Origin of the sequence: Marinobacter sp. UBA5687, assembly GCF_002420325.1 — a bacterium.
Classification (GTDB): domain Bacteria; phylum Pseudomonadota; class Gammaproteobacteria; order Pseudomonadales; family Oleiphilaceae; genus Marinobacter; species Marinobacter nauticus.
This window is the reverse complement of the sequence record NZ_DIHV01000084.1, coordinates 36,148-56,936: the sequence shown is the minus strand read 5'-3', so window position 1 is coordinate 56,936 and position 20,789 is coordinate 36,148. Positions and strand designations below refer to the sequence as shown.

Here is a 20,789-nt window from a genome sequence, read left to right as displayed (position 1 = left end):
GGCGGCGACCGGAGAAATTCTTGGTGCGGCCGGCAAGGCGTTGGCCGCGGCAGGTGCGGATTTCATTGTGTTATGCACGAACACCATGCACAAAGTGGCAGATAGTATTGAGAAGGCTTCTGGCCTGACCATGCTTCACATTGCCGATGCGACAGCTGATGCGCTTCATCGCGACGGGATCGATTGTGTCGGCCTTCTCGGCACAAAATTCACCATGGAACAGGCGTTCTACAAGGAGCGTCTGGAGAACCGGGGCATTCGCGTACTGGTGCCGGATGATGCCCAGAGGGCATTGGTGCATACGGTCATTTATGACGAGCTTTGCCGTGGTATTATCCGCAGGCCTTCGAAACAGGGCTATCTGAAGGTGCTGGACTCACTGGCCGCACGGGGAGCGCAAGGCGTAATACTGGGTTGTACCGAAATCGGCTTGTTGGTGCAGCAGGCTGATACTGCCATTCCGCTTTACGACACCACCCGCATCCACGCTGAACAAGCCGTGGCGCACGCTTTAGCGTGACCAGCGAGCCGTTTCAGCCGCCACAGTTTAGCTCCTCATTCACTTGGTGATGGTATTAACACGTTCTATGAAAAGCTGGCTACTTCTCGGCCTGGCCATTGTGGCTGAAGTGATTGCGACCTCGGCACTGAAATCCAGTGACGGATTCACCCGCCTGCTGCCAAGTGTTGTGGTGGTGATCGGGTACAGTGTGGCCTTCTATTTTCTGGCGCTGGCCATCAAGGTGATTCCAGTGGGGATTGCCTATGCCGTCTGGGCCGGGCTGGGCATTGTATTAATTTCGCTCATTGGTTGGTTACTGCTCGGTCAAAAGCTGGATTTTCCTGCGGTTGTCGGTATGCTGCTGATTGTAGCTGGCGTATTGGTTATCAACCTGCTTTCCAACACAGGTGCACACTGAACCGACATGAGTACCGTAACTTCGATCACCATTCGTAAATACCGGATTCAGGATCTGAGCCCGGTGGTTCGCCTGTTCACCGATTCCGTGCACGAGCTCACGGCAGGCGCCTACGACGAAACCCAGCGCTATGCATGGGCTTCACGCACACCCCATCTGGATACCTGGCGCGAGCGCCTGGAGTCTCTGGAGACCCTGGTGGCAGAAGAAGGCTCAGATCTCGCCGGTTTCATTTCCTATGAAAAAGATGGCCATATCGATCTGGTATTCACCGCTCCCAACTACGCCCGTCGCGGCATTGCTTCTGCCCTTTATCACGAGGCAGAACAGCAGCTCAAAGAGCTGGGCGTAACAGAACTCAAGACCGAGGCCAGCGTGGTCGCCCGGCCCTTCTTCGAGCGCCACGGTTTTGAGGTGGTGGATGAGCAGCGAGTCACGGTGCGTGGCGCCCAGTTCCTGCGTTATCTGATGCGCAAGAAGCTCGACGCCTGACCTGGACTCAAGCGGGCTCTTCGGCCTCTTCGGCCAGAGTCCGCACCCGCTCAAAGTCTTCCTCAGTAAACACACCATTCACCCCGGATATGGCGGCCAGCTCCATGCCGTGCTTGAGCCCGAGCTTGTAGATCTCCCGCACCTTCTCCCATTCAATGTTACGGCCGAGCGTGAAATTCTCGAACCGGGCCTCCAGTGCCAGCACAATCGTCTCCGCCAGACAGGCGTAGGCGATGCCCCGGGGCAAGCCAATGTCCTTCATGCGCACGTCTCCCGGTAGCTGGATTTCCCCGGATTCGATCACCAGCACATCCGGCCGCTTGGCCACATCCTCCGCCGGGATATCCAGCGGCCGGGCCACGTCGGTAATCACACAGCCTGGTTTCACCTGCATGATGTCCAGGATGCGTTTACCGGCCCCGGACGTAGCGGTAACCACCATGTCCATTTCGGAAAGATCGCGGTCCGTGGTGGCAGAGACGTGAACGATGGCCCCAGGAGTTTCCAGTTCGATACTTTCCTTCAGCGCCAGCAACTTGGCTGCCTCTGGGGCCACCATGTGGATTTCATCCACGGCTTTGGCCAGCAGGCGCGCGCACACGGAACCGATGGCGCCTGTGGCCCCGACTACCATCGCCTTACCCGCCATTTTGCCGCTCTTACCAATACTCACGCGGCCGACTTTTTTGGCGGCATCGTGGGCGGCCCAGAGCGCGCCGGAGGCACTGTAGCTGTTACCCGTGGTGATCGGTAAAGGTGCGCGTTTGGCCACAGTAATGCCGGCGTCCCCCACCACTTTGGTGAAGGCACCCAGCCCCATAATCTGGGCCCCAAGTTTCTTGGCCAGTTTTGCCGCCGCCAACAACCGGCTGTAGGTAAACTCCGGGCCGTGGGCCATGATTTCCTTGGGTGTGCCGCCTACGGTGATGAGCCATCCCTCGGCTTCATCTCCGGTGGGGGATTTGATGCCGCTCACCTTGGAATAAATGAAAGGCGGTGTGTAAGCCACAGCCTTCTCCACCAGGTTCATCACGGTGGGTGGAGAGACATTGGCAATCCAGTCCAGTGGTGGGGTTTTGGTCAGGTACTGCTGAGACAACGGATGAATCACGAAGGCGAAGCGGTTTACCCGCCGATAACCGTTGGGGTAAAGAATCCGCGGCTCAATTCCCAGGGTCTGAATAACATCCAGGAAGTCGTCTGCGCCCAGCTGCTCCGGCGTGCGGGACATCGCCGCGCTGATCATCGCCTCCATCACATTCACGCCCACGGGTCGACCTTCCAACCAGGGGCTGTAGTCCACCACCATGGCCACCTTGCGGGAGCGAAACCAGTCCAGGGCGGATTCGGTGACCCGGGAGGTGATCACGGTTTTACCGTCCAGCTCTTTCTCCGAGAAGGCCTCCAGATCGCCCATGGCTCCCACAATCACATGGGAGTCCTTTACCGACTCATGCAACGAGCCACGAATGAGCTTCTCGCCCATGCGGTAAATCGGTGTTTTGTGCAGTGCTTCAATAAGCTTGACTGCCGCGGGGCGGAAGGTCACCGGAGCCGTCAGCGAGGTATAGGTTTCCAGTTGGCGAAGGGAGGTAAGCAATCTCGGTACGCCGAAATCCAGATAGGGATCGGCAAAAAACAGGTTATCGGTGTGTTCAGACAACGCCTTGGCAATTCGGTAACCGGCCTGGCCATTCAGAAACAGCACCCGGGCGTTGTCAAAAAAGTGCCCCAGCTCTGTTTGGGTATGGCGCACCGCCCACTCCTGCAAGATACCTCGGAGGCCGGCACCGGTCGTCACCGGCTTGTCGGGAACGCAGGCTTCCAGCCGGGCAGTGTCCGGATGTTCCAGCTGTTCACGGCCCACCTGGTAGTGATCGTGAATCATGCTCAGGCCAATGGCATCAGCCTCCCCGCGAACCGAATCCAGCACGGCTTCGGCACGTTCCAGGTTGCCATCCGTGCCCACCCGAATAATCCGGAATGGCTGTTCCAGAAACGTGGTTTCCAGTTCGTAATCGTATTCCGAAGATCCCTGGCTGACACTAACGACCGTTTTCATGGCGGGCATCCTTGTTGTTTTGTTCTGCAATCAGTTTAGAAGATGGAACGCTCCGCCGCTTTAGCTCAGATCAAATAGCAGGCACAAAATAACCGGCTAAACTCATGCTGTATCTAACCCTCAAACCCCAGTCCGATTCAGGGAGGCTCCATGACCATTCAGGAAGAACTTAACGCCACCATTGCCGATCTGGTCCAACCGGGCAAAGGCATTCTGGCCGCAGACGAAAGCTCCCCGACCATTGCAAAACGCTTCAAAGCCGTAGGCGTTGAATCCACGGAAGCCACGCGGCGCGAATACCGAAGCATTATTTTCTCCACGCCCGGTCTTGGCGACCACATCAGTGGCGTGATTCTTTACGAAGAGACCCTGGAGCAACTGAGTCTGGACGACGTTGCTATTCCCAAGCTCCTTACCAGCCAGGGCATGGTGCCGGGCATCAAGGTCGATCAGGGCAAAGGCCCGCTGGTGAATGCCCCGGGGGACGAGATTACCTACGGGCTGGATGGCCTGGCAGCCCGGCTTGAGCACTACAAAGCCATGGGTGCCCGCTTCGCCAAGTGGCGAGATGTGTTCCATATCTCGGATACCCTGCCCTCGTTCCAGGCCACCAAATCCAATGCCGAGGTGCTGGCCCGCTATGCCGCCGTGTGCCAGTCGATGGGTATTGTGCCGATCGTGGAGCCGGAGGTACTGATTGACGGAAATCACACCATCGAGCGGGCTGCAGAGGTGAGCGAAGACGTATTGCTGGAAGTCTTCAAGGCCCTGCATCGGCACCGGGTGAACCTGGAATGCATGGTGCTGAAGCCCAGCATGGTGACACCGGGCAAGGAATCCGGCAAAGCCACGCCTGAACAGGTTGCCGAAGCGACACTGAGCGTCTTCCGGCGAGTGGTGCCAGCGGCCGTCCCCGGGATATTTTTTCTCTCCGGAGGCCAGACACCTGAAGAATCCACCGAGAACCTCAATGCTCTGAACAGCATGGGCTACCATCCCTGGGAGCTGAGTTTCTCCTACGGCCGGGCCCTGCAGGAACCTGCCCAGAAAGCCTGGGTAGGCAAACTTGAAAACGCCGATGCAGCGCAGGCGGCCATGAAAAAACGGGCCAGACTCAATGGCCTGGCCCGTTCCGGTGACTATACCCCAGCAATGGAGAACGAGGGCTGACCGGCCCTCAGTTACAACCGCTCACGCACCCGGCGGAACCGTTGAAGGCCATGGTCTGGCCGCTCAGCGGCACATGAACTGGCATGGACGCCAGAGCCTGGAACTGCGCCGTGCGGGTGCCCTCTTTCACCTTTCCACCCTCAGTGGCCGGCTCGTTGGCGTGCGACGCGATCACCGCAGCCGGTTCAATCAGATCATTCACCACGTAGGCTGCTTCTTTCGGGCCGGTGGTAAAGGTATCGCCGATATTCATCACCACTAGTTGGGCCTCGTAGTGGTCATTAACCACCAGCTTCTGCTCGGCAGTAATCCCGGTATCCCCGGACAGATACACCACCAGGCCATTGCTGAAGGTCAACACGTAACCGGTAGGCGGTCCCACACTGGCCCCCACGCCGGCTGCCGCCAGATAGTCCGCCAGCGGCCCGGAAAGAAACGACGGTGACACCCCGTTACTGTGCACAGCCGGCACGGTGGTGATGGATACACCACCGATGTCCCTGCTTCCGCCAAAGCGCACCAGTACGGATTTCGATGGATCACCGCTACCTTCTTTCAGTTTCGCCGCAAAGAACGCGGGCATTTCGCTGCCGGTCACGATGGTGGCGTTTTTCTTCAGGGCAATGTCCACGGTGTTGGACTGAGGCAGGCTGGAAACGGAGGTATCCGGGCTGGCGCAACTGCCCTGGTTGGTTTTGGCGATGCGCTGGTCTCCCACGTGGTCACCATGCATGTGCGAAACCAGAACGACATCAATGTTGCCAAGCCGTGGGTCATCGGAGCCGGCCACGGTTCGGCCGGCATCGTAGAGAATGCGGGTGCCGTTGGGGTCTTCAAAGATCAGGGCACGGTCACGACTACAGAACTCGCCGTCGTGACTGCCCAATGGCGTGACTTTGACCGCGTGATCGTCTGCCTGCGCGGCGGTAACCGCCGTCACCGCCAGGGCGGCGCCGAAAAACATGTGGGCCGCCATGCCCACTATTCTTGTTCTCATGGTGTTGTCCCTCTCGTTTACATGAACCGGAAGGATTTACGACAACAGTCCCGGTTTGTACCAGTCTAGCCCAGAGGAACGAAAAGTGAGGAGTCAGGCGGCGTTGGTGCTGCGTTGCGGCAGGTCGACTGGTTGATCCAGGCAGGCGAGCATGGGCGCAACCTCACGGATTTTTCGGGCCTGAGGCCAAAGCGCCTCGGCTTCAGCGAAACCCTGGCGCAGGTAGTTGAGCCATTGCTTGATGCGGCCGGTCACATATTTGTCTTCCAGGCGGGTTTGCAGGGCGGCAGCGTATTCCCGCACCAGAACCACGGCCTCTGCCCAGCTCATGGGTTCCAGCACCTCGCCGTTCTGGGAGGCTTTAATCTGCGCCGCCAGGTCCGGCCGGGCAATCAGGCCCCGACCGATCATCACATCGTCGCAGCCAGAGACCTTCCGGCAGCGCCAGTAGTCTTCCACGGTCCAGATTTCGCCGTTGGCGATTACGTGGCTTTTGACCGCTTCGCGTACCTTGGCGATTTCTTCCCAGTAAGCGGGCGGCTTGTAGCCATCTACCTTGCTGCGGGCGTGAATGACAATCTCAGAAGCACCGGCCGCATCCAGAGCCTGGCCACAGGCCACGCCCATGGAGCGGTCGTCATAGCCCAGGCGCATCTTGGCGGTCACCGGAATGTGGGCAGGCACCGCTTTACGCACCGCCGCGGTAATTTCATACATCAGCTCGGGCTCGCGCATCAGCACACAACCGCCTTTGTGCTTGTTGACGGTCTTGGCCGGGCAGCCAAAGTTGATGTCCACCTGCCCTGCGCCCAGTTCGGCAGCCTTGGCACCATGGCGGCCCATCATGTCGGCATTGGAACCCAGCAGTTGAACGGCTACGGGTGTACCTACTTCTGTGAGCGCACCGTTGTAAAGCTCCGGAGCGTACTTGTAGAAAATCCGGGGCGGCAACATGCCGTGGGTCACGCGAATAAATTCCGTCACGCACCGGTCAATCCCGCCGACCTTGGTCAAGGTTTCACGGATAGGTGCGTCGACCAGCCCTTCCATCGGGGCAAGGATGATTCGCATGAAGGCTCCAGAAACTGAGAGGAGTGAATCAGAGTGCGGCTGATCAAAAATCAGGCGGAGCCGATTGTAAGGAATTCGGGAGAAAATAGGTAGCCGGGCATCCCGAAACAGGATGCCCGGCTGGGGGCTTCTCACAACGTTACCGGCAGATTATGCCTGTACGTCAAAACGGTCGTTGTTCATGACCTTGGTCCAGGCAGCGATAAAGTCCTTCACGAACTTCTCGCCGTTGTCGTCCTGGGCGTACACCTCTGCGTAGGAACGCAGGATGGAGTTGGAGCCGAACACCAGGTCTACCCGGCTAGCGGTCCACTTGGTCTGGTCAGTCTTGCGATCGCGGATCTCGTACGTACCGTTACCCACTGGCTTCCAGCTGTAAGCCATGTCGGTCAGGTTCACGAAGAAGTCGTTCGTAAGCTGGCCTTCGCGGTCTGTGAACACACCATGCTTGGTACCGCCATGGTTGGTGCCCAGCACCCGCATACCGCCGATCAGTACCGTCATTTCCGGTGCAGTCAGACCCATCAGCTGGGCGCGGTCGAGCAGCAGCTCTTCCGGCTTCACGATGTAGTCTTTCTTCTGCCAGTTCCGGAAGCCATCGGCTACCGGCTCCAGGTACTCGAAAGACGGGGCATCGGTCATCTCATCGGTTGCATCGCCACGCCCCTTCAGGAAGGGCACGCGAACCTCGTAACCGGCCGATTTCGCTGCTTTCTCGATACCCACGCTACCGGCCAGGACGATCACATCGGCCACGCTGGCACCGGTTTCAGCAGAGATCTGCTCGTAAACCTTCAGCACTTTGCTCAGACGAGCAGGCTCGTTGCCTTCCCAGTCTTTCTGAGGTGCCAGGCGGATCCGCGCACCGTTGGCGCCACCACGCATATCAGAGCCGCGGAAGGTACGGGCGCTGTCCCAGGCGGTGCTGACCATCTCACTGATGCTCAGGCCACTGTCCGCAATCTTCTCTTTGACCACTTCTTCGCAGTAGTCGGTGCTGCCAGCCGGTACCGGATCCTGCCAGATCAGGTCTTCTGCCGGGGCTTCCGGGCCAATGTAACGGGCCTTGGGGCCGAGATCCCGGTGAGTCAGCTTGAACCAGGCACGGGCGAAGCAGTCCTTGAAGTATTCCGGATCTGCCATGAACTTCTCACAGATTGCACGGTACTTCGGATCCATCTTCATGGCCATGTCGGCATCAGTCATGATCGGGTTGTGGCGCTTGGACGGATCGCTGGCATCCAGCGGCTTGTCCTCTTCCTTCATGTTGATGGGTTCCCATTGCCAGGCACCGGCCGGGCTCTTCTTGAGCTCCCACTCGTAGCCGAACAGAAGGTCAAAGTATCCCATATCAAACTTGGTCGGATGAGTCGTCCAGGCCCCCTCAATACCAGAAGTCACGGCATTGGCAGCTTTACCCTTCATGTTCGGGTTACTCCAGCCAAAGCCCTGCTCTTCCACATCAGCCGCTTCCGGCTCGGGCCCGAGGGCACCTGCGTCACCGTTACCGTGACACTTACCAACAGTGTGGCCACCAGCCGTCAGGGCTGCGGTTTCTTCATCATCCATCGCCATACGGGCGAAGGTGACGCGCACCTGCTCACCGGTCTTGATCGGGTCCGGCTGGCCGTTCACGCCTTCCGGGTTCACATAGATCAGGCCCATCTGAACCGCTGCCAGCGGATTTTCCATGGTGTCAGGCTTTTCTACGTCGCCGTAGCGCTCGTCAGAGGGAGCCAGCCACTCTTTCTCGTTACCCCAGTAAATATCTTTTTCCGGGTGCCAGATGTCCTCGCGGCCAAAGGAGAAACCGTATGACGGCAGTCCCATGGACTCATAGGCCACGGTACCGGCCAGGATGATCAGGTCGGCCCAGCTCAGCTTGTTGCCGTACTTTTTCTTGATCGGCCACAGCAGGCGGCGGGCCTTATCAAGGCTGACGTTATCGGGCCAGGAGTTCAGCGGCGCAAAGCGCTGGTTACCGGTGCCACCGCCGCCACGGCCATCCTGGATACGGTAGGTGCCCGCTGCGTGCCAGGACATACGGATCATCAAGCCGCCGTAGTGGCCCCAGTCTGCCGGCCACCAGTCCTGGCTGTCTGTCATCAGGGCGTGCAGGTCTTTTTTGACGGCTTCGAAGTCGAGCTTTTTGACTTCTTCGCGATAGTCAAAGTCTTCGCCCAGGGGATTGGTCTTGCGATCGTGCTGGTGCAGGATGTCGAGGTTCAGCGCCTCCGGCCACCAGTTCATGACATCGCGATTTTCAGTTGAATTAGCACCGTGCATAACCGGGCACTTACCACCAGAATTCGTCTCACTCATCGTACTCTCCTGCTTCTGCGTCATTGGCAAAAAGGCGTTTATTATTCAAGAGCAACTATCAATATAGATCATTCACAGTTGGCTGCTTGAATGTTTCCTACCGCCAGAATAGTGAAGGACTATCGACTCTCCCGCTTCACTGGCAAATCTGTAACTCACTGGGCAATCGCATAATTCCCGCAGTAATCCGCCAGAATTCCCAGAGAGTCACTCCATGCTACCGATGTGAGATAGGACAACGCTGACATAGGGCAACTCCTGTGTTAACGAGAACACCGTTACCTTACCGCCGACGCCATCAAGAGAAACAATTAATTAAAAATAAATTTACGAGAGTTTTTATTTATCACCTAAAGGCGTTCGATAGAGGTGAACTTTCCGGCATCGTCAAACAGGATACGGAAGCTGCCACGTACGCCGTCGTTGAGGAAAAAACGGGAGAGGATACGGGCCGGGAAGCGGACAGAACGTCCGTCCCGGGCCCTGGTGTGAACATCGGTCGCCACGCCCTGATAAAGCTTGATCCACTCATCAGGGCTGATGCTGATGTCCACAATGATCTGCTGCATTGGCGATGCCTGGCTCAGTTGGCCAGTTCAAGCAGCAGACGGTTCAGGCGGCTTACGTAGGCGCCCGGGTCTTTCAACTGTTCGCCGCTGGCCAGAGTGGCCTGGTCGAACAGAACGGCAGAAAGCTCCCTGAAGCGCTGTTCGCCCTGCTCTGTTTCCAGTCGCTGCACCAGCGGATGATCCACGTTGATTTCAAAGATCGGCTTGCTCTCCGGCACTTTCTGGCCGGCAGCTTCCATGATCTTCTTCATCTGGGCGCCCATATCGAACTGCCCCACCACCAGGCAGGCCGGTGAATCGGTCAGTCGGTTGGTTACCCGTACTTCCTGCACCTGGTCTTCCAGAGCGGTCTTGATGCGCTCCAGCAGATCCTTGTGCTCTTTGGCGGCTTCTTCCTGGTGCTTCTTGTCTTCCTCGGTTTCCACTTCACCCAGGTCGAGATCACCACGGGCCACGTCCTGGAACTGCTTGCCGTCGTATTCGCTCAGATAGCCCATCATCCATTCGTCGATGCGGTCAGAGAGGATGAGTACCTCGATCCCTTTCTTGCGGAACACTTCAAGGTGCGGGCTGCTCTTGGCGGCGGCAAAGTTGTCGCCGGTGATGTAGTAGATCTTGTTCTGGCCTTCCTTCATCCGGCTGATGTAATCATCCAGAGAGACGTTCTGGGTGGCTTCGCCGGTATGGGTGGTGGCAAAGCGCAACAGTCCCGCAATTTTTTCGCGGTTGCTGAAGTCCTCTGCCGGACCTTCTTTCAGCACGGTGCCAAACTCATCCCAGAAGCCCTGGTATTCATCGCCGTCTTTCTTGGCCAGCTTGGACAGCATGTCCAGCACCCGTTTGGTCATGGCGGTGCGGATGCTCTCCACGGTGCTGTCGTTCTGCAGGATTTCCCGCGATACGTTCAGGGACAGATCGTTGGAATCGATCACGCCCTTGGCGAACCGCAGGTACAGCGGCAGGAACTGTTCTGCGTCGTCCATGATGAACACGCGCTGCACGTACAGTTTCAAGCCACGGGGCGCTTCCCGGTTGTACAGGTCGAACGGCGCGCGCTTGGGGATGTACAGCAGGCTGGTGTAGTCCAGCTTGCCTTCGACCTTGTTGTGAGACCAGGTCAGCGGGTCTTCAAAATCGTGGGCGATGTGTTTGTAGAATTCCTTGTACTCTTCGTCTTTGATCTCGGTACGAGGCAGCGTCCACAGGGCGGTGGCATCGTTCACCGTCTCTTCTTCGCCCTTTTTGTCCTCTTCCTCGGATTCGGACTTCATCACCACCGGGAACGAAATGTGATCAGAATACTTTTTCACCAGGCTGCGCAGTTTCCAGCCATCGGCAAACTCTTTATCCTCGGCTTTCAGATGCAGCACGATTTCGGTACCACGCTGCTCACGTGTCGCCGGCTCGATGGTGAACTCGCCATCACCCTTGGATTCCCAGTGCACGCCGTTGTCGGCAGGCTCGCCCGCCTTGCGGGTGAATACTTCCACTTTGTCCGCCACGATGAACGCGGAGTAGAAACCAACACCGAACTGACCGATCAGCTTGCTGTCTTTTTTCTCGTCGCCAGACAGTTGCTTGAGGAACTCGGCGGTGCCGGACTTGGCGATGGTGCCCAGGTTGGCGATCACATCGTCACGGGTCATACCGATGCCGTTGTCGGCGATGGTGATGGTGCCGGCATCTTTATCGTAATCCAGGCGAATCTTGAGATCCGAATCGCCTTCAAACAGCTTGTCGTCTTTCAGGGCAGCGAAGCGCAGTTTGTCTTCGGCGTCCGAGGCGTTAGAGATAAGCTCACGAAGGAAGATCTCTTTGTTCGAGTACAGAGAGTGGATCATCAGGTGAAGCAGTTGCTTCACTTCAGTCTGGAATCCCAGGGTCTCTTTGTTGGCTTCTACCGTCATGGCTGGTTTGGTCTCCTGCTGTGTCACAAATAAAGAAACAGTTTTATGAGCAAGAGAGTGGGGGTTGGCCGGGGTATTTCAACCCCGGCGAGCACCCAAAATCAGTCTTCAAGCAGGAAGTGGGCACGGGCGGTGGCGATGGGCTGGGAACGAGACTTCTGCCATGCGGAAATCATCACGTTCGCCACCCGGTTACCCTGGCGGGTAAGCCGGCACTCGGCGTAGGTTTCCCGGTTCAGGCCAGCCCGAAGATAGTCGAGGGAGAAATCGACAATTCGGGGCATGCGGAAGGCGTCCTGGGACATAATCAGGTAAATAGCCGCAGACATTTCCATAAAACCACCAATCACACCGCCATGAATAGCCGGCAGGATCGGATTGCCCATGTTCTCTTGCTTTGCGGGCAGGCGGAAGATCAGGTCATCCCCGAAACGGTCACACTGCAGGCCAATCCAGCTGGCGTAAGGGATACTCTCCATCATGCGTGAGAAGTCGCCGGTTTCCTGGGTGTAGCGCAGAATTTCCGGGTCGGTCATTCTTCACCTCCGGTGATCAGGTCGCGATAGGATTTCGGCGTGGCTTCTTTGCCAATGCGCATGAAGGTGCCCACGCAATTGGCGATGGTTTCACCCCCCTCCTGATAGGCCTCGCAGCGCGTAAAGATGATGTTACGGGTGATCTTGTAGGTCTCTGCCCTGGCGTACACCGGCTTCCGGGGCTCCGCCGGGCGCATGTAATCCACTCTGAGATCCAGGGTCGGACAAAGCTCGAATTCATCCAGACCACAGATCATCACCGAGCCGGAGGCTGTGTCCATCAGGGTGGTGATAGCGCCACCATGGATAACGCCGGTGTCCGGGTTGCCAATAATCCTGTCGCTGTAAGGCAGCTCCATAACCAGATAGCCTTCACCCGCCTCCGTTGCGTTCAGCCCCAGTTCCCTTGCCTGGTTGAGCGTACTGATAAACCGGTTAACCCGGTTTATTCGGGTTTCATCATTCATTCAGGACTGTCCTGCAGATCAGTTCTTGGATTTTACGTCCGCATCGGCACGGGCGGGTATGGCTTCTTCGAAGACCTTGCCGTCGCGCAGGGCGGATAATGCATCTGAGTGGAATTCCCGGCGGTAGAGTACGTACACCACCAGGGTTGAGGCAGCCATAAAGGCCACCGGATGAATGAACCAGGCCACCACAGCCAGGGCATAGTAGTAAGAACGCAAGCCAAGGTTAAAGGCGTCGCCGGCCAGGTTACAGATGTTGCCGGCGCTGCGGGCAAAGGCCTCTCGCGCTGCTGGACTGGTCTTGCTGTCGTCTGGCAGCGGCGCACTGCCAATCATGACGGCCACGAAATTGTACATTCTCATGGACCAGGTGAACTTGAAAAACGCGTAAATAAAGACCACCAGCAACACCACCAATCGCAATTCCCAGATTTCACGACTGGGCACGGCGGAAAATGGCATGGTGGCAAAAATTTCCATAGCCTCGCTGGTGTAGCCAAGGGCGGTGATAATACCGGCGAGAATCAGCAGACAGCTGGACGCAAAAAACGCTCCGTTGCGTTCCAGGTTACCGACAACCGAGGCGTCTGAAATACGGTTTTCACGCTTGAGCATGACCCGCATCCAGTCTTCGCGGTATAAATCCAGGGTGTTCGACAGACACGAGCGAGAATTGGCGCGATTGCGCGAATACCAGGTGTACCCTCCCCAGCAGACAAAAAACCAGATCAGTGCCAGAAATTCCAGATAGTAGCTCATTGGGTGGTTAAAAAAGCCTGGATTGGGGAGGTAAATAGGGCGAAAACTTTCGTTATGATACGCCAAGGGGAGCGCGCCGACCACTGTCTGTCGGGCGGTGCCGACGTCGGAAACCGGTCTGTGCTATAAACTTACCCCAACGTTAAGGAGACATAAGTGAGACCCGGAATGTTGACCAGATATATAGCAATAGCGGCAATCGCCCTCACACTGACTGGGCTGGGTGGATGCTCTGTGAACCCGGTAACCGGAGAGAAGCAGCTGTCTCTGATTTCAGAGAACCAGGAGCTGGCGCTGGGGGCGGAACAGTACACACCCACACAACAGACCCAGGGCGGCCGCTTCTACATCGACCCGGAGCTTTCCATTTATGTGCGTGATGTGGGCCAGAGGCTGGCGCGCGTGAGTGACCGGCCAGACCTTCCTTATGAATTTGTCGTGCTCAATAACAGCGTGCCCAATGCCTGGGCCCTGCCCGGCGGCAAGATCGCCATCAACCGCGGCCTGCTGGTGGAGCTGGAGGATGAAGCCCAGTTGGCATCGGTGCTGGGCCACGAGATTGTTCATGCAGCAGCCCGCCACAGCGTGCAGCGGATGCAGCAGGGCATGTTGATCAGCGCCGGGGTGGCCGGACTGGGCTTCGCCCTTTCCGATAATGAATGGGCCGGGTTGATCATGGGTGGTGCAGCTCTGGGTGCACAGCTGGCGCTGGCCCAGTACAGCCAGGGAGACGAACTGGAATCCGATGCCTACGGTATCCGATACATGAAAGAAGCCGGCTATGATCCACAAGCCGCCGTAGAGCTCCAACAGCTGTTTCTGAAGCTATCGGAAGGCCGCCAGAGCGGATGGCTGGATGGCCTGTTCGCCACTCACCCTCCCTCTGCCAAGCGGGTTCAGGAAAACCAGGAGCTGGTTCAGAAGATCGGTGCCGGCGGTTATCGCGGCCGGGACGTTTACCAGCGCCGTATCGCCAAGCTCAAGGAACTTCAGCCAGCCTACGATGCTCACGATGAAGCCATGAAGCTGGCCTCAGAAGGCAAGTATGAAGCGGCTCTCGATCAGGTAAACAAGGCCATCAAGCTGGAACCGCGAGAAGCCATGTTCTTTGCGCTGCGCGGCCGAATCTATCGGGGCATGGAACAACCGGAGAAGGCCAAAGCCGATTTCGACAAGGCCGTGTCACTCTATCCGGAGATGTTCCAGTATCAGCTGTACAGCGGTTTGAACGAACTGGAGCTGAACAACCTTGGCAAGGCAAAAAGCCATCTGGAGAAAGCCAATCAGGTGGTACCCACTTCCATTGCCTATCTCCGACTAGGTGATATCGCGCGGCAACAGGGCCAACGCAGGGAGGCAGTAGCCTATTACTCCACGGCCGCTGAGGCCGGTGGTGATGTGGGGGCTGAAGCTCAGCGCAAGCTGGCCGAACTCAACGAATAGCTCTTTGCAGTTTCAAAAAAAGCCGGGCGCCAATACGCCCGGTTTTTTTATGGTTGTCGCATTTGCTGACTTGACACAAAAACCGCGTCAACGATTGCATTGACTTCTAGAGCAATAACTCTAAAAATCAGATTAACCAACAACAATCGGATGGCGACCATGATCGTAAAACGACTTCAGCCAATGATGTCCCACGCACGACGCAGCTATGTTGAGCTGATGTTCCAGGTGATGGGGCGCGCACTGCAGGCAATCAGCGAGGTGGATGAAGCCACCCGAAACGAAACCTGCGAACTGCCGGAGGGCTTCCTGTTCGAGATGCAGGTTATGCCCAACGGGCCAAAACTCATCGTTGAGCACACCGGCAACGGTAAATTGCTCTTCCACGGGGATGAAGCTCCACGCCCCGTTGACCTCTCGATCCAGTTCAAGCATATCGCCCATGCCTTCCTGGTACTGTCGTTTCAGGAGAAGACCTCCGTTGCCTTTGCCAACGACCGCATGCTGGTGGATGGGGATGTGAGTTACGCGGTGCGGATGACCCGGGTTCTCAACCGACTGGAATCATTCATCCTGCCCCGACTAATTGCCGAAAGGGCGGTCAAAGAATATCCGGCAAGCATCAAACTGCCTGAAAAACTCATCAGTGCCGCCCGCATTTATCTGAAAGTCGCCACCCAATTCGTCGAGACAGTGAGAGCATAATGACCAACAAATACTACGAGTTCTTCTGCCCGGTAAAAGTGATTGCCGGTAAAGCCGCGCTGGAACACATTCCCTATGAACTGACTGGCCTGGCAGCCAAACGGCCTATGATTGTCACGGATAAAGGGGTGCGCGCGGCCGGCTTGCTCGAGCCGGTGATTGCCGCCTGCGAAGAAAGCGGGCTGGAGATTGTATCCATTTACGATGATGTGCCACCGGATTCCTCCACGTCGGTGGTGAAAGACATTGCCAGCGTTTACCGCAAGGAAAAATGCGACTCGATCATTGCGGTGGGCGGCGGCTCCGCCATTGATACCGGCAAGGCGGTCAATATTCTGGTATCCGAAGGCGGCGATAATATCGCCAAATACAGTGGCGCCGGTGTTCTCAAGCACCCGCTCAAGCCGTTCTTTGTTGTGCCCACCACGGCGGGTACCGGTTCCGAGGTAACCTCGGTGGCGGTCATCACCGATGAGAAAAAAGGCGTAAAACTTCCGTTTACCTCATCATTCCTGCTGCCTAACGCCGCCATCATCGACCCGCGTATGACCCTGACCCTGCCGCCCCACATTACGGCGGCCACCGCTATGGACGCGCTCACCCATGCTACGGAAGCGTTCACCTGCATGGCCAAAAACCCCCTGAGCGACGCGTACGCCACGGCAGCAGTCAAGAAGGTGAGCCAATCCCTGCTTTCAGTCATGGATAATCCGAAAGACAGTGATGGCCGACTGGAACTGGCTCAGGGGTCAACCATGGCGGGCATTGCCTTTTCCAACTCCATGGTGGGCCTGGTCCACTCTCTGGGACATGCTACCGGAGCCATCTGCCACCTGCCCCACGGACTGTGCATGAGCCTGTACCTGCCCTATGTGCTTGAGTTCAACCTTGAGAGCATTCGGGAGCCTTTGGGCGAGTTGCTGCTGTACCTGGAAGGTCCGGACGTCTACTCCGCCACCCCTGCGAGCCGACGTGCCGAGGCCAGTATTTCAGCCATTCGAAAACTGCGGGATGCCCTCTACAAGCGCTGCGAACTGCCCCGGACGTTGAAAGAAACCGGCAAAGTACTGGAAAATCAGCTGGAAAGCATTGCCAAGCTGGCCCTGGACGACGGCTCGATCATGTTCAACCCCCGGGAAGTGAGCCACGAAGATGCCATGGCGGTGCTTCGTCGCGCCTGGGCCTGATACCTCGGAGGCATATCTCGCCCCGGCCCTCTCTGGCCGGGGTTAGCCTAAAGTCAGATTCACAATGATTGAAATAAAATAGTAAGAAGGTAATATTTAGCGGGCATTCTGGCAGGGAGTTGGCCGGGTATCGATCTAACCAGCGTATGGGCCTGTCCTATCCAGAGTTCCGCCATGAAGAAACTCCTTTTCAAGCTCTCCTTTACCGCGATCCTGTTGAGCCTGCTAACCACTTTCAGTGGCAATGCCGCTGCCGAAGTGGACAATCAGGAGCGGGTGTTCCGCTTCAACATCTCTCCTAACGGGTACCCACCTTATCTGATCGTTGATGGCAGCAAGCCCTCCGGTATTATGTGGGACGTGGTAAACCTGATTGTCCCCCGCCTGGGCTACGACGTGGAACCGGTAAAAATCCCCAGAAAACGGGTAGACCCTATGCTTGCCGACGGCTACATTGACGGCACGCCAAGGGCCATAGAGTGGACGGAAGAGCCGGAGAAGTTCCTGTTTACCGACCCGGTCGTTCACGTGGAGGAAGTATTCTTCTTCCCGAAGAGCTCTGAGCTTGAATACAAACACCCCGCAGACCTCTACGGCAAGACGATTGTCACGCCACTGGGATACTACTATCCCTTTCTCGAGCCCTATTTCAAAGATCATCGCATTAAGCGATTTGACGTCTCCAGAGATCGGGAGATTTTCACCTTTGTGCTGCATGGCGAGCAGTTTCACGCAGCGCTTGCGGATCGGTTGGTCGGGCAATGGATTCTCAGGAACGAAGGACTGACCGAGCACTTTCGCTCTTCTGTGGAAGGAATCAGCCAGTTCGGCTTCCGGATCATGCTGCGTAAAGACTGGAAAGCGTTTGCCGAGGCCTTCAACCAGGAGCTGGCAAATATCCAGGAGAATGGCGAACTCGACGCCATTCTCTCAAACTATCGCTAAAACCCGATCACTCGAGGCGACGAAGCAGTAGCATCGGCGATACGCTAAGCACTGGTCGTAATTGCCAGCGGCCAAACAACGCCAACAGAATGGCTGCAATCAGCGGTACTGGCAGCATCACCTGCCAGTGCCAGCGGAAAGTGCCCTCGAACATTCCGGCCTGAAGCGCATATACCGCCCCTTCCGCCGCAATCACACCGAGCGTGCCGGCAAAGAACCCCAACAGTGCGAATTCCAGCATGGTACTGCGTGCCAACAACGACTGCTGGCCGCCCAGGGTTCGCAGCAACGCCCCCTCCCTCTGACGATCCCGCAGGGTGGCACTGACAACCGCTGCCATCACCACCAGGGCGGCCGCGAGAATCAGCGCCAGGATTGCCTCAATGGCCTGAGTTACCTGCTGCACAATCTGCTGGATGCGATCAATGATATGGTCTATCTCCAGCACCGAGACCGTCGGGAACTGGCGCGAGAAGTCGTTAAGAGCCAGTTTATTGTCCGGGTTCAGATAGAACGCGGTAATCCAGGTGGCGGGCATGTCAGTCAGACCGCCATCGGGCGGGAAGGCCATGTAGAAATTGGGTTTCATGCTGTCCCACTGCACGGTACGAATACTCGTTACCGGCTCGGTCACCTTGCTGGAGCCGATGGTGAAGGTCAGCCGATCACCCAGCTGCAAACCGAGTTTCTCCGCCAGCTCAGCTTCTACCGAAACCCCCTCGGTTTCGCCCGGCCCGAACCACTGGCCATCCACAATCCGGTTGTCTTCCGGCAGCTCCGGCATCCAGGTCAGATTCAGCTCCCGGTTCAGCGCACCAACCCGCTCATCCTTGCTGACCGCTTCTTTCACCGGCTCGCCGTTCAGTTCGGTCAGGCGACCGCGAACCATCGGATAAAGCGTCTCCAGGGGCGCGCCGCGAGTGGCCCAGAATTCCTCAACATCATCCACCGCATCCGGGGCAATGTTGATCAGGAAATGGTTTGGCGCGTCGTCCGGCAGCTGGGCCTGCCAGTCGTCCAGCAGGGAGGAACGCACCAACACCAGCGTAGCAGCCAGCATAAGCGTCATGGCAAAAACCGCCATCTGCGCCATGCTGGCACGTCGGTGCCGATATAAGCCCACCAGGGCCAGGCGCCAGGAGTTGCCGCCACCCTTCACTCTGCGCAAGAGGGCGACCATGCCCCACCCCAGCAGACCGAGCACACCCAGCAGCAGTACCAGCCCGCCCAAAAGTGCGGCCACCAGCATCAGCTCGCCGGCGTACATCCATACCAACCCAAACACGGCGACCACCGCCAGCAGGATATCCGGAATGGCTTCCCGGCCGGTTTCGCCGGGCTGGGAGCGTAATACCCGCATGGCGGGAACATTACGCAGGCGGCGAATGGGCGGATAGGCAAATGCGAATAGAGAAACCAGTGCCGTTAACAGGGAGGGCGTTAACGCGGAAGGATCCAGGTAGAAATCAACGGGCCGTTCCAGCAGGTCGCTCAGCAAACGCACCAACAGCCAGAACAATGGTAACGCCACTGCCAGACCACCCAACACGCCAACAACACCCCACAGAGTGAGGCGGCGCAGGTACAGTTCACCAATGCCACGACTGGATAATCCAAGGGTTTTCAGCAATGCCACCGTGTCCCTCTGGGATAGAGCGTATTGCCGGCTGGCCACCGCCACGGCTACCGCCGCCAGCAACACCGCAAGACTGCCACCCAGCAGCAGGAAGCGTTCAGCCCGCTCCAGGGAGCGCGAGAAGGTTTCACCGTCTCTGACCCCTTCCCACTCGTGACTGGGCCCCAGCTGTGGTTCCAGCCACTGGTAGTAGTCGTCAAGCACACCTTCGTCGCCGGCAAACAGGTAGACGTATTCCACCCGGCTACCTTCCTGGACCACACCGGTGCCGGCAACATCGTCCACATGCATCATCACCCGTGGCGCCAATGATGACAGCCGGAAGCCGCCATCCGGCTCGCGGATCAGCAAGCGAGTAATTTCCAGCTTCAGATTGCCGACTTCCAGAGTATCGCCGATGTCCAGTTCGAGCAGACGCAGCAACCGTGGATTCACCCACACCTGGCCGGGGCCGGGGCCCTGACTGACAATCTGTCTCGGCTCTTCAGCACCGGGCTGGATCTCGATTTCGCCGCGCAACGGATATTCGTCGCTCACGGCTTTGACCGAGACCAGCTGAAACCTGCTTTCTCCGAAGACCATGGTGGAGAACTCCACCATGCGCCCGGTTTCCAGGCCTCGGGACTGGGCATTCTCTAACCATTCCTGTGGGATCGGACGGCCGTTCTCGGCTTCCAGTTGCCGATCTGCCGCCAGAAAAGAACTGGCAGACGATACCAGGGTTCGCTGCAGCTGACTGGCGAACAGCGCAATCGTGGCCACGGTGGCAACAGCAATAATCAGCGCAACCAGCACCACACGAACGTCGCGTTCGCGCCAGTCACGGCTCACGGACATGAGTTTTTTTGAGGCTCCCATCAGTGTGCCGGCTCCCCGGCCAGATCCGGCTCAGTCAGCATGCCCGCCTCGATGTGCAGCTGCCGGCCACAACGTTCGGCAAGGTGTTCATCATGGGTAACCATCACCAGTGTAGTGCCCTGCTCCCGGTTCAGATCCATCAGCAGGTCAGACACCGCCTGCCCGGTCCGGTTATCCAGATTGCCCGTGGGCTCATCGGCAAACAGAATGGCGGGGTCGGATGCAAAGGCACGCGCAATCGCGACCCGCTGCTGCTCGCCACCGGACAACTGACGAGGGGTATGGCTCAGCCGTTCACCCAAGCCGACCCGTTCAAGCAGCTCTCTGGCACGCTGCTCCGGCGCTTCCATGCCGGCCAATTCCAGCGGCAACATCACATTTTCCAGCGCGGTTAACGCCGGCAGCAACTGGAACGACTGGAACACAAACCCGACCCGACGGGCCCGGAGCTTGGCACGCTCGTCTTCACTCAGCTTGCTGATTACCGAGCCATCCAGCTCTACGGTACCTTCGGTGGGCGTGTCCAGGCCAGCAAGCAACCCAAGCAGCGTGGTTTTACCGGAACCAGACCGACCGACAATGGCTACGGACTCTCCCCGATTGATTTCCAGACTGACCCCCTGCAAGATCGTGAGCCTATCGGTTTCCAGGCTGACCCGATGGGTCAGATCAGACACCCGCAACATCGGGCTGCTATCGGTTTTACTGAGATCCGTCATCTGGTTCACGGTTGCTCCGTTGTC

Annotated in this window: 19 protein-coding genes; 8 read left to right on the top strand and 11 right to left on the bottom strand. The window is 57.7% G+C overall.

What is annotated here, in order from left to right:
- From B3Y70_RS08705 to B3Y70_RS08695, 3 genes are all read left to right on the top strand, one after another.
- Window positions 1-520 (top strand): aspartate/glutamate racemase family protein (locus tag B3Y70_RS08705; protein WP_288589624.1); only part of this gene is annotated, 520 nt, incomplete at its 5' end.
- A 67-nt stretch (window positions 521-587) separates the two neighbouring features.
- A complete protein-coding gene (locus B3Y70_RS08700; RefSeq protein WP_113879638.1) occupies window positions 588-920 on the top strand; it encodes an SMR family transporter in 333 nt (110 codons plus the stop codon).
- 6 nt (window positions 921-926) lie between these two features.
- Complete coding sequence (locus tag B3Y70_RS08695) at window positions 927-1,412, top strand: GNAT family N-acetyltransferase (RefSeq protein ID WP_014421789.1); 486 nt, start codon at window positions 927-929, stop codon at window positions 1,410-1,412.
- A gap of 7 nt (window positions 1,413-1,419) precedes the next feature.
- Here B3Y70_RS08695 and B3Y70_RS08690 read toward each other — a convergent pair whose 3' ends face one another.
- Window positions 1,420-3,474: a dehydrogenase gene (locus B3Y70_RS08690; protein WP_286714950.1), complete on the bottom strand. Its 2,055-nt coding sequence runs from the start codon at window positions 3,472-3,474 to the stop codon at window positions 1,420-1,422.
- Window positions 3,475-3,624: 150 nt separating this feature from the next.
- On the opposite strand from B3Y70_RS08690, the gene B3Y70_RS08685 reads away from it, so the two are divergent.
- Entirely contained in the window at window positions 3,625-4,644 is a 1,020-nt protein-coding gene (locus B3Y70_RS08685; RefSeq protein ID WP_286714952.1) for a class I fructose-bisphosphate aldolase, read from the top strand.
- A 7-nt stretch (window positions 4,645-4,651) separates the two neighbouring features.
- On the opposite strand, the gene B3Y70_RS08680 is transcribed toward B3Y70_RS08685, so the two are convergent.
- The 8 genes from B3Y70_RS08680 to B3Y70_RS08645 all read right to left on the bottom strand — a co-directional run bounded on the left by B3Y70_RS08680 (window position 4,652) and on the right by B3Y70_RS08645 (window position 13,272).
- Window positions 4,652-5,608, bottom strand: coding sequence for an MBL fold metallo-hydrolase (locus B3Y70_RS08680; protein WP_273031579.1), 957 nt, complete (start codon window positions 5,606-5,608; stop codon window positions 4,652-4,654).
- A 126-nt stretch (window positions 5,609-5,734) separates the two neighbouring features.
- Window positions 5,735-6,712, bottom strand: a complete 978-nt coding sequence (locus tag B3Y70_RS08675) for a tRNA dihydrouridine synthase (protein WP_273031549.1) — start codon at window positions 6,710-6,712, stop codon at window positions 5,735-5,737.
- 150 nt (window positions 6,713-6,862) lie between these two features.
- A complete protein-coding gene (gene katG / locus B3Y70_RS08670; protein WP_273031551.1) occupies window positions 6,863-9,034 on the bottom strand; it encodes a catalase/peroxidase HPI in 2,172 nt (723 codons plus the stop codon).
- Window positions 9,035-9,384: 350 nt separating this feature from the next.
- Entirely contained in the window at window positions 9,385-9,603 is a 219-nt protein-coding gene (locus B3Y70_RS08665; protein ID WP_014421794.1) for a DUF2835 domain-containing protein, read from the bottom strand.
- Between the two features lie 14 nt (window positions 9,604-9,617).
- A complete protein-coding gene (gene htpG, locus B3Y70_RS08660; protein ID WP_288589623.1) occupies window positions 9,618-11,510 on the bottom strand; it encodes a molecular chaperone HtpG in 1,893 nt (630 codons plus the stop codon).
- Between the two features lie 101 nt (window positions 11,511-11,611).
- The gene (locus B3Y70_RS08655) at window positions 11,612-12,046 is read right to left on the bottom strand and encodes a PaaI family thioesterase (RefSeq protein WP_286714954.1); all 435 of its coding nucleotides are present in this window, start codon (window positions 12,044-12,046) and stop codon (window positions 11,612-11,614) included.
- The gene (locus B3Y70_RS08650) at window positions 12,043-12,513 is read right to left on the bottom strand and encodes a PaaI family thioesterase (protein ID WP_011784562.1); all 471 of its coding nucleotides are present in this window, start codon (window positions 12,511-12,513) and stop codon (window positions 12,043-12,045) included. Before B3Y70_RS08650 ends, B3Y70_RS08655 begins: the two co-directional genes overlap by 4 nt.
- 18 nt (window positions 12,514-12,531) lie before the next feature.
- A complete protein-coding gene (locus B3Y70_RS08645; protein ID WP_014421798.1) occupies window positions 12,532-13,272 on the bottom strand; it encodes a DUF599 domain-containing protein in 741 nt (246 codons plus the stop codon).
- Window positions 13,273-13,440: 168 nt separating this feature from the next.
- Here B3Y70_RS08645 and B3Y70_RS08640 point away from each other — a divergent pair, with 168 nt between their 5' ends.
- The 4 genes from B3Y70_RS08640 to B3Y70_RS08625 all read left to right on the top strand — a co-directional run bounded on the left by B3Y70_RS08640 (window position 13,441) and on the right by B3Y70_RS08625 (window position 17,552).
- On the top strand, window positions 13,441-14,715 hold the full coding sequence (locus tag B3Y70_RS08640; RefSeq protein WP_273031559.1) for a M48 family metalloprotease: 1,275 nt from the start codon (window positions 13,441-13,443) through the stop codon (window positions 14,713-14,715).
- A 159-nt stretch (window positions 14,716-14,874) separates the two neighbouring features.
- A complete protein-coding gene (locus B3Y70_RS08635) occupies window positions 14,875-15,420 on the top strand; it encodes a hypothetical protein (protein ID WP_031209808.1) in 546 nt (181 codons plus the stop codon).
- Entirely contained in the window at window positions 15,420-16,607 is a 1,188-nt protein-coding gene (locus B3Y70_RS08630; RefSeq protein ID WP_286714955.1) for an iron-containing alcohol dehydrogenase, read from the top strand. Before B3Y70_RS08635 ends, B3Y70_RS08630 begins: the two co-directional genes overlap by 1 nt.
- Window positions 16,608-16,781: 174 nt before the next feature.
- Entirely contained in the window at window positions 16,782-17,552 is a 771-nt protein-coding gene (locus B3Y70_RS08625) for a substrate-binding periplasmic protein (protein WP_011784557.1), read from the top strand.
- A gap of 7 nt (window positions 17,553-17,559) precedes the next feature.
- Here B3Y70_RS08625 and B3Y70_RS08620 read toward each other — a convergent pair whose 3' ends face one another.
- Together B3Y70_RS08620 and B3Y70_RS08615 are read right to left on the bottom strand one after the other, a co-directional pair.
- Window positions 17,560-20,046 (bottom strand): ABC transporter permease, encoded by a 2,487-nt coding sequence (locus B3Y70_RS08620; RefSeq protein WP_153741072.1) that lies wholly within the window; start codon window positions 20,044-20,046, stop codon window positions 17,560-17,562.
- Window positions 20,046-20,765: an ABC transporter ATP-binding protein gene (locus B3Y70_RS08615; RefSeq protein WP_288589625.1), complete on the bottom strand. Its 720-nt coding sequence runs from the start codon at window positions 20,763-20,765 to the stop codon at window positions 20,046-20,048. The genes B3Y70_RS08620 and B3Y70_RS08615 overlap by 1 nt, the downstream gene beginning before the upstream one ends.
- Window positions 20,766-20,789 lie beyond the last annotated feature (24 nt).

What these genes read in the sequence shown, in the direction of transcription:
- B3Y70_RS08620 (WP_153741072.1), bottom strand. Translation starts at nt 20,046, where the DNA reads ATGGGAGCCTCAAAAAAACTCATGTCCGTGAGCCGTGACTGGCGCGAA.
- B3Y70_RS08675 (WP_273031549.1), bottom strand. Translation starts at nt 6,712, where the DNA reads ATGCGAATCATCCTTGCCCCGATGGAAGGGCTGGTCGACGCACCTATC.
- B3Y70_RS08695 (WP_014421789.1), top strand. Translation starts at nt 927, where the DNA reads ATGAGTACCGTAACTTCGATCACCATTCGTAAATACCGGATTCAGGAT.
- B3Y70_RS08625 (WP_011784557.1), top strand. Translation starts at nt 16,782, where the DNA reads ATGAAGAAACTCCTTTTCAAGCTCTCCTTTACCGCGATCCTGTTGAGC.
- B3Y70_RS08690 (WP_286714950.1), bottom strand. Translation starts at nt 3,474, where the DNA reads ATGAAAACGGTCGTTAGTGTCAGCCAGGGATCTTCGGAATACGATTAC.
- B3Y70_RS08635 (WP_031209808.1), top strand. Translation starts at nt 14,875, where the DNA reads ATGATCGTAAAACGACTTCAGCCAATGATGTCCCACGCACGACGCAGC.
- B3Y70_RS08665 (WP_014421794.1), bottom strand. Translation starts at nt 9,603, where the DNA reads ATGCAGCAGATCATTGTGGACATCAGCATCAGCCCTGATGAGTGGATC.
- B3Y70_RS08615 (WP_288589625.1), bottom strand. Translation starts at nt 20,765, where the DNA reads ATGACGGATCTCAGTAAAACCGATAGCAGCCCGATGTTGCGGGTGTCT.
- B3Y70_RS08630 (WP_286714955.1), top strand. Translation starts at nt 15,420, where the DNA reads ATGACCAACAAATACTACGAGTTCTTCTGCCCGGTAAAAGTGATTGCC.
- B3Y70_RS08700 (WP_113879638.1), top strand. Translation starts at nt 588, where the DNA reads ATGAAAAGCTGGCTACTTCTCGGCCTGGCCATTGTGGCTGAAGTGATT.
- B3Y70_RS08650 (WP_011784562.1), bottom strand. Translation starts at nt 12,513, where the DNA reads ATGAATGATGAAACCCGAATAAACCGGGTTAACCGGTTTATCAGTACG.
- htpG (WP_288589623.1), bottom strand. Translation starts at nt 11,510, where the DNA reads ATGACGGTAGAAGCCAACAAAGAGACCCTGGGATTCCAGACTGAAGTG.
- B3Y70_RS08655 (WP_286714954.1), bottom strand. Translation starts at nt 12,046, where the DNA reads ATGACCGACCCGGAAATTCTGCGCTACACCCAGGAAACCGGCGACTTC.
- B3Y70_RS08640 (WP_273031559.1), top strand. Translation starts at nt 13,441, where the DNA reads ATGTTGACCAGATATATAGCAATAGCGGCAATCGCCCTCACACTGACT.
- B3Y70_RS08680 (WP_273031579.1), bottom strand. Translation starts at nt 5,608, where the DNA reads ATGTTTTTCGGCGCCGCCCTGGCGGTGACGGCGGTTACCGCCGCGCAG.
- katG (WP_273031551.1), bottom strand. Translation starts at nt 9,034, where the DNA reads ATGAGTGAGACGAATTCTGGTGGTAAGTGCCCGGTTATGCACGGTGCT.
- B3Y70_RS08685 (WP_286714952.1), top strand. Translation starts at nt 3,625, where the DNA reads ATGACCATTCAGGAAGAACTTAACGCCACCATTGCCGATCTGGTCCAA.
- B3Y70_RS08645 (WP_014421798.1), bottom strand. Translation starts at nt 13,272, where the DNA reads ATGAGCTACTATCTGGAATTTCTGGCACTGATCTGGTTTTTTGTCTGC.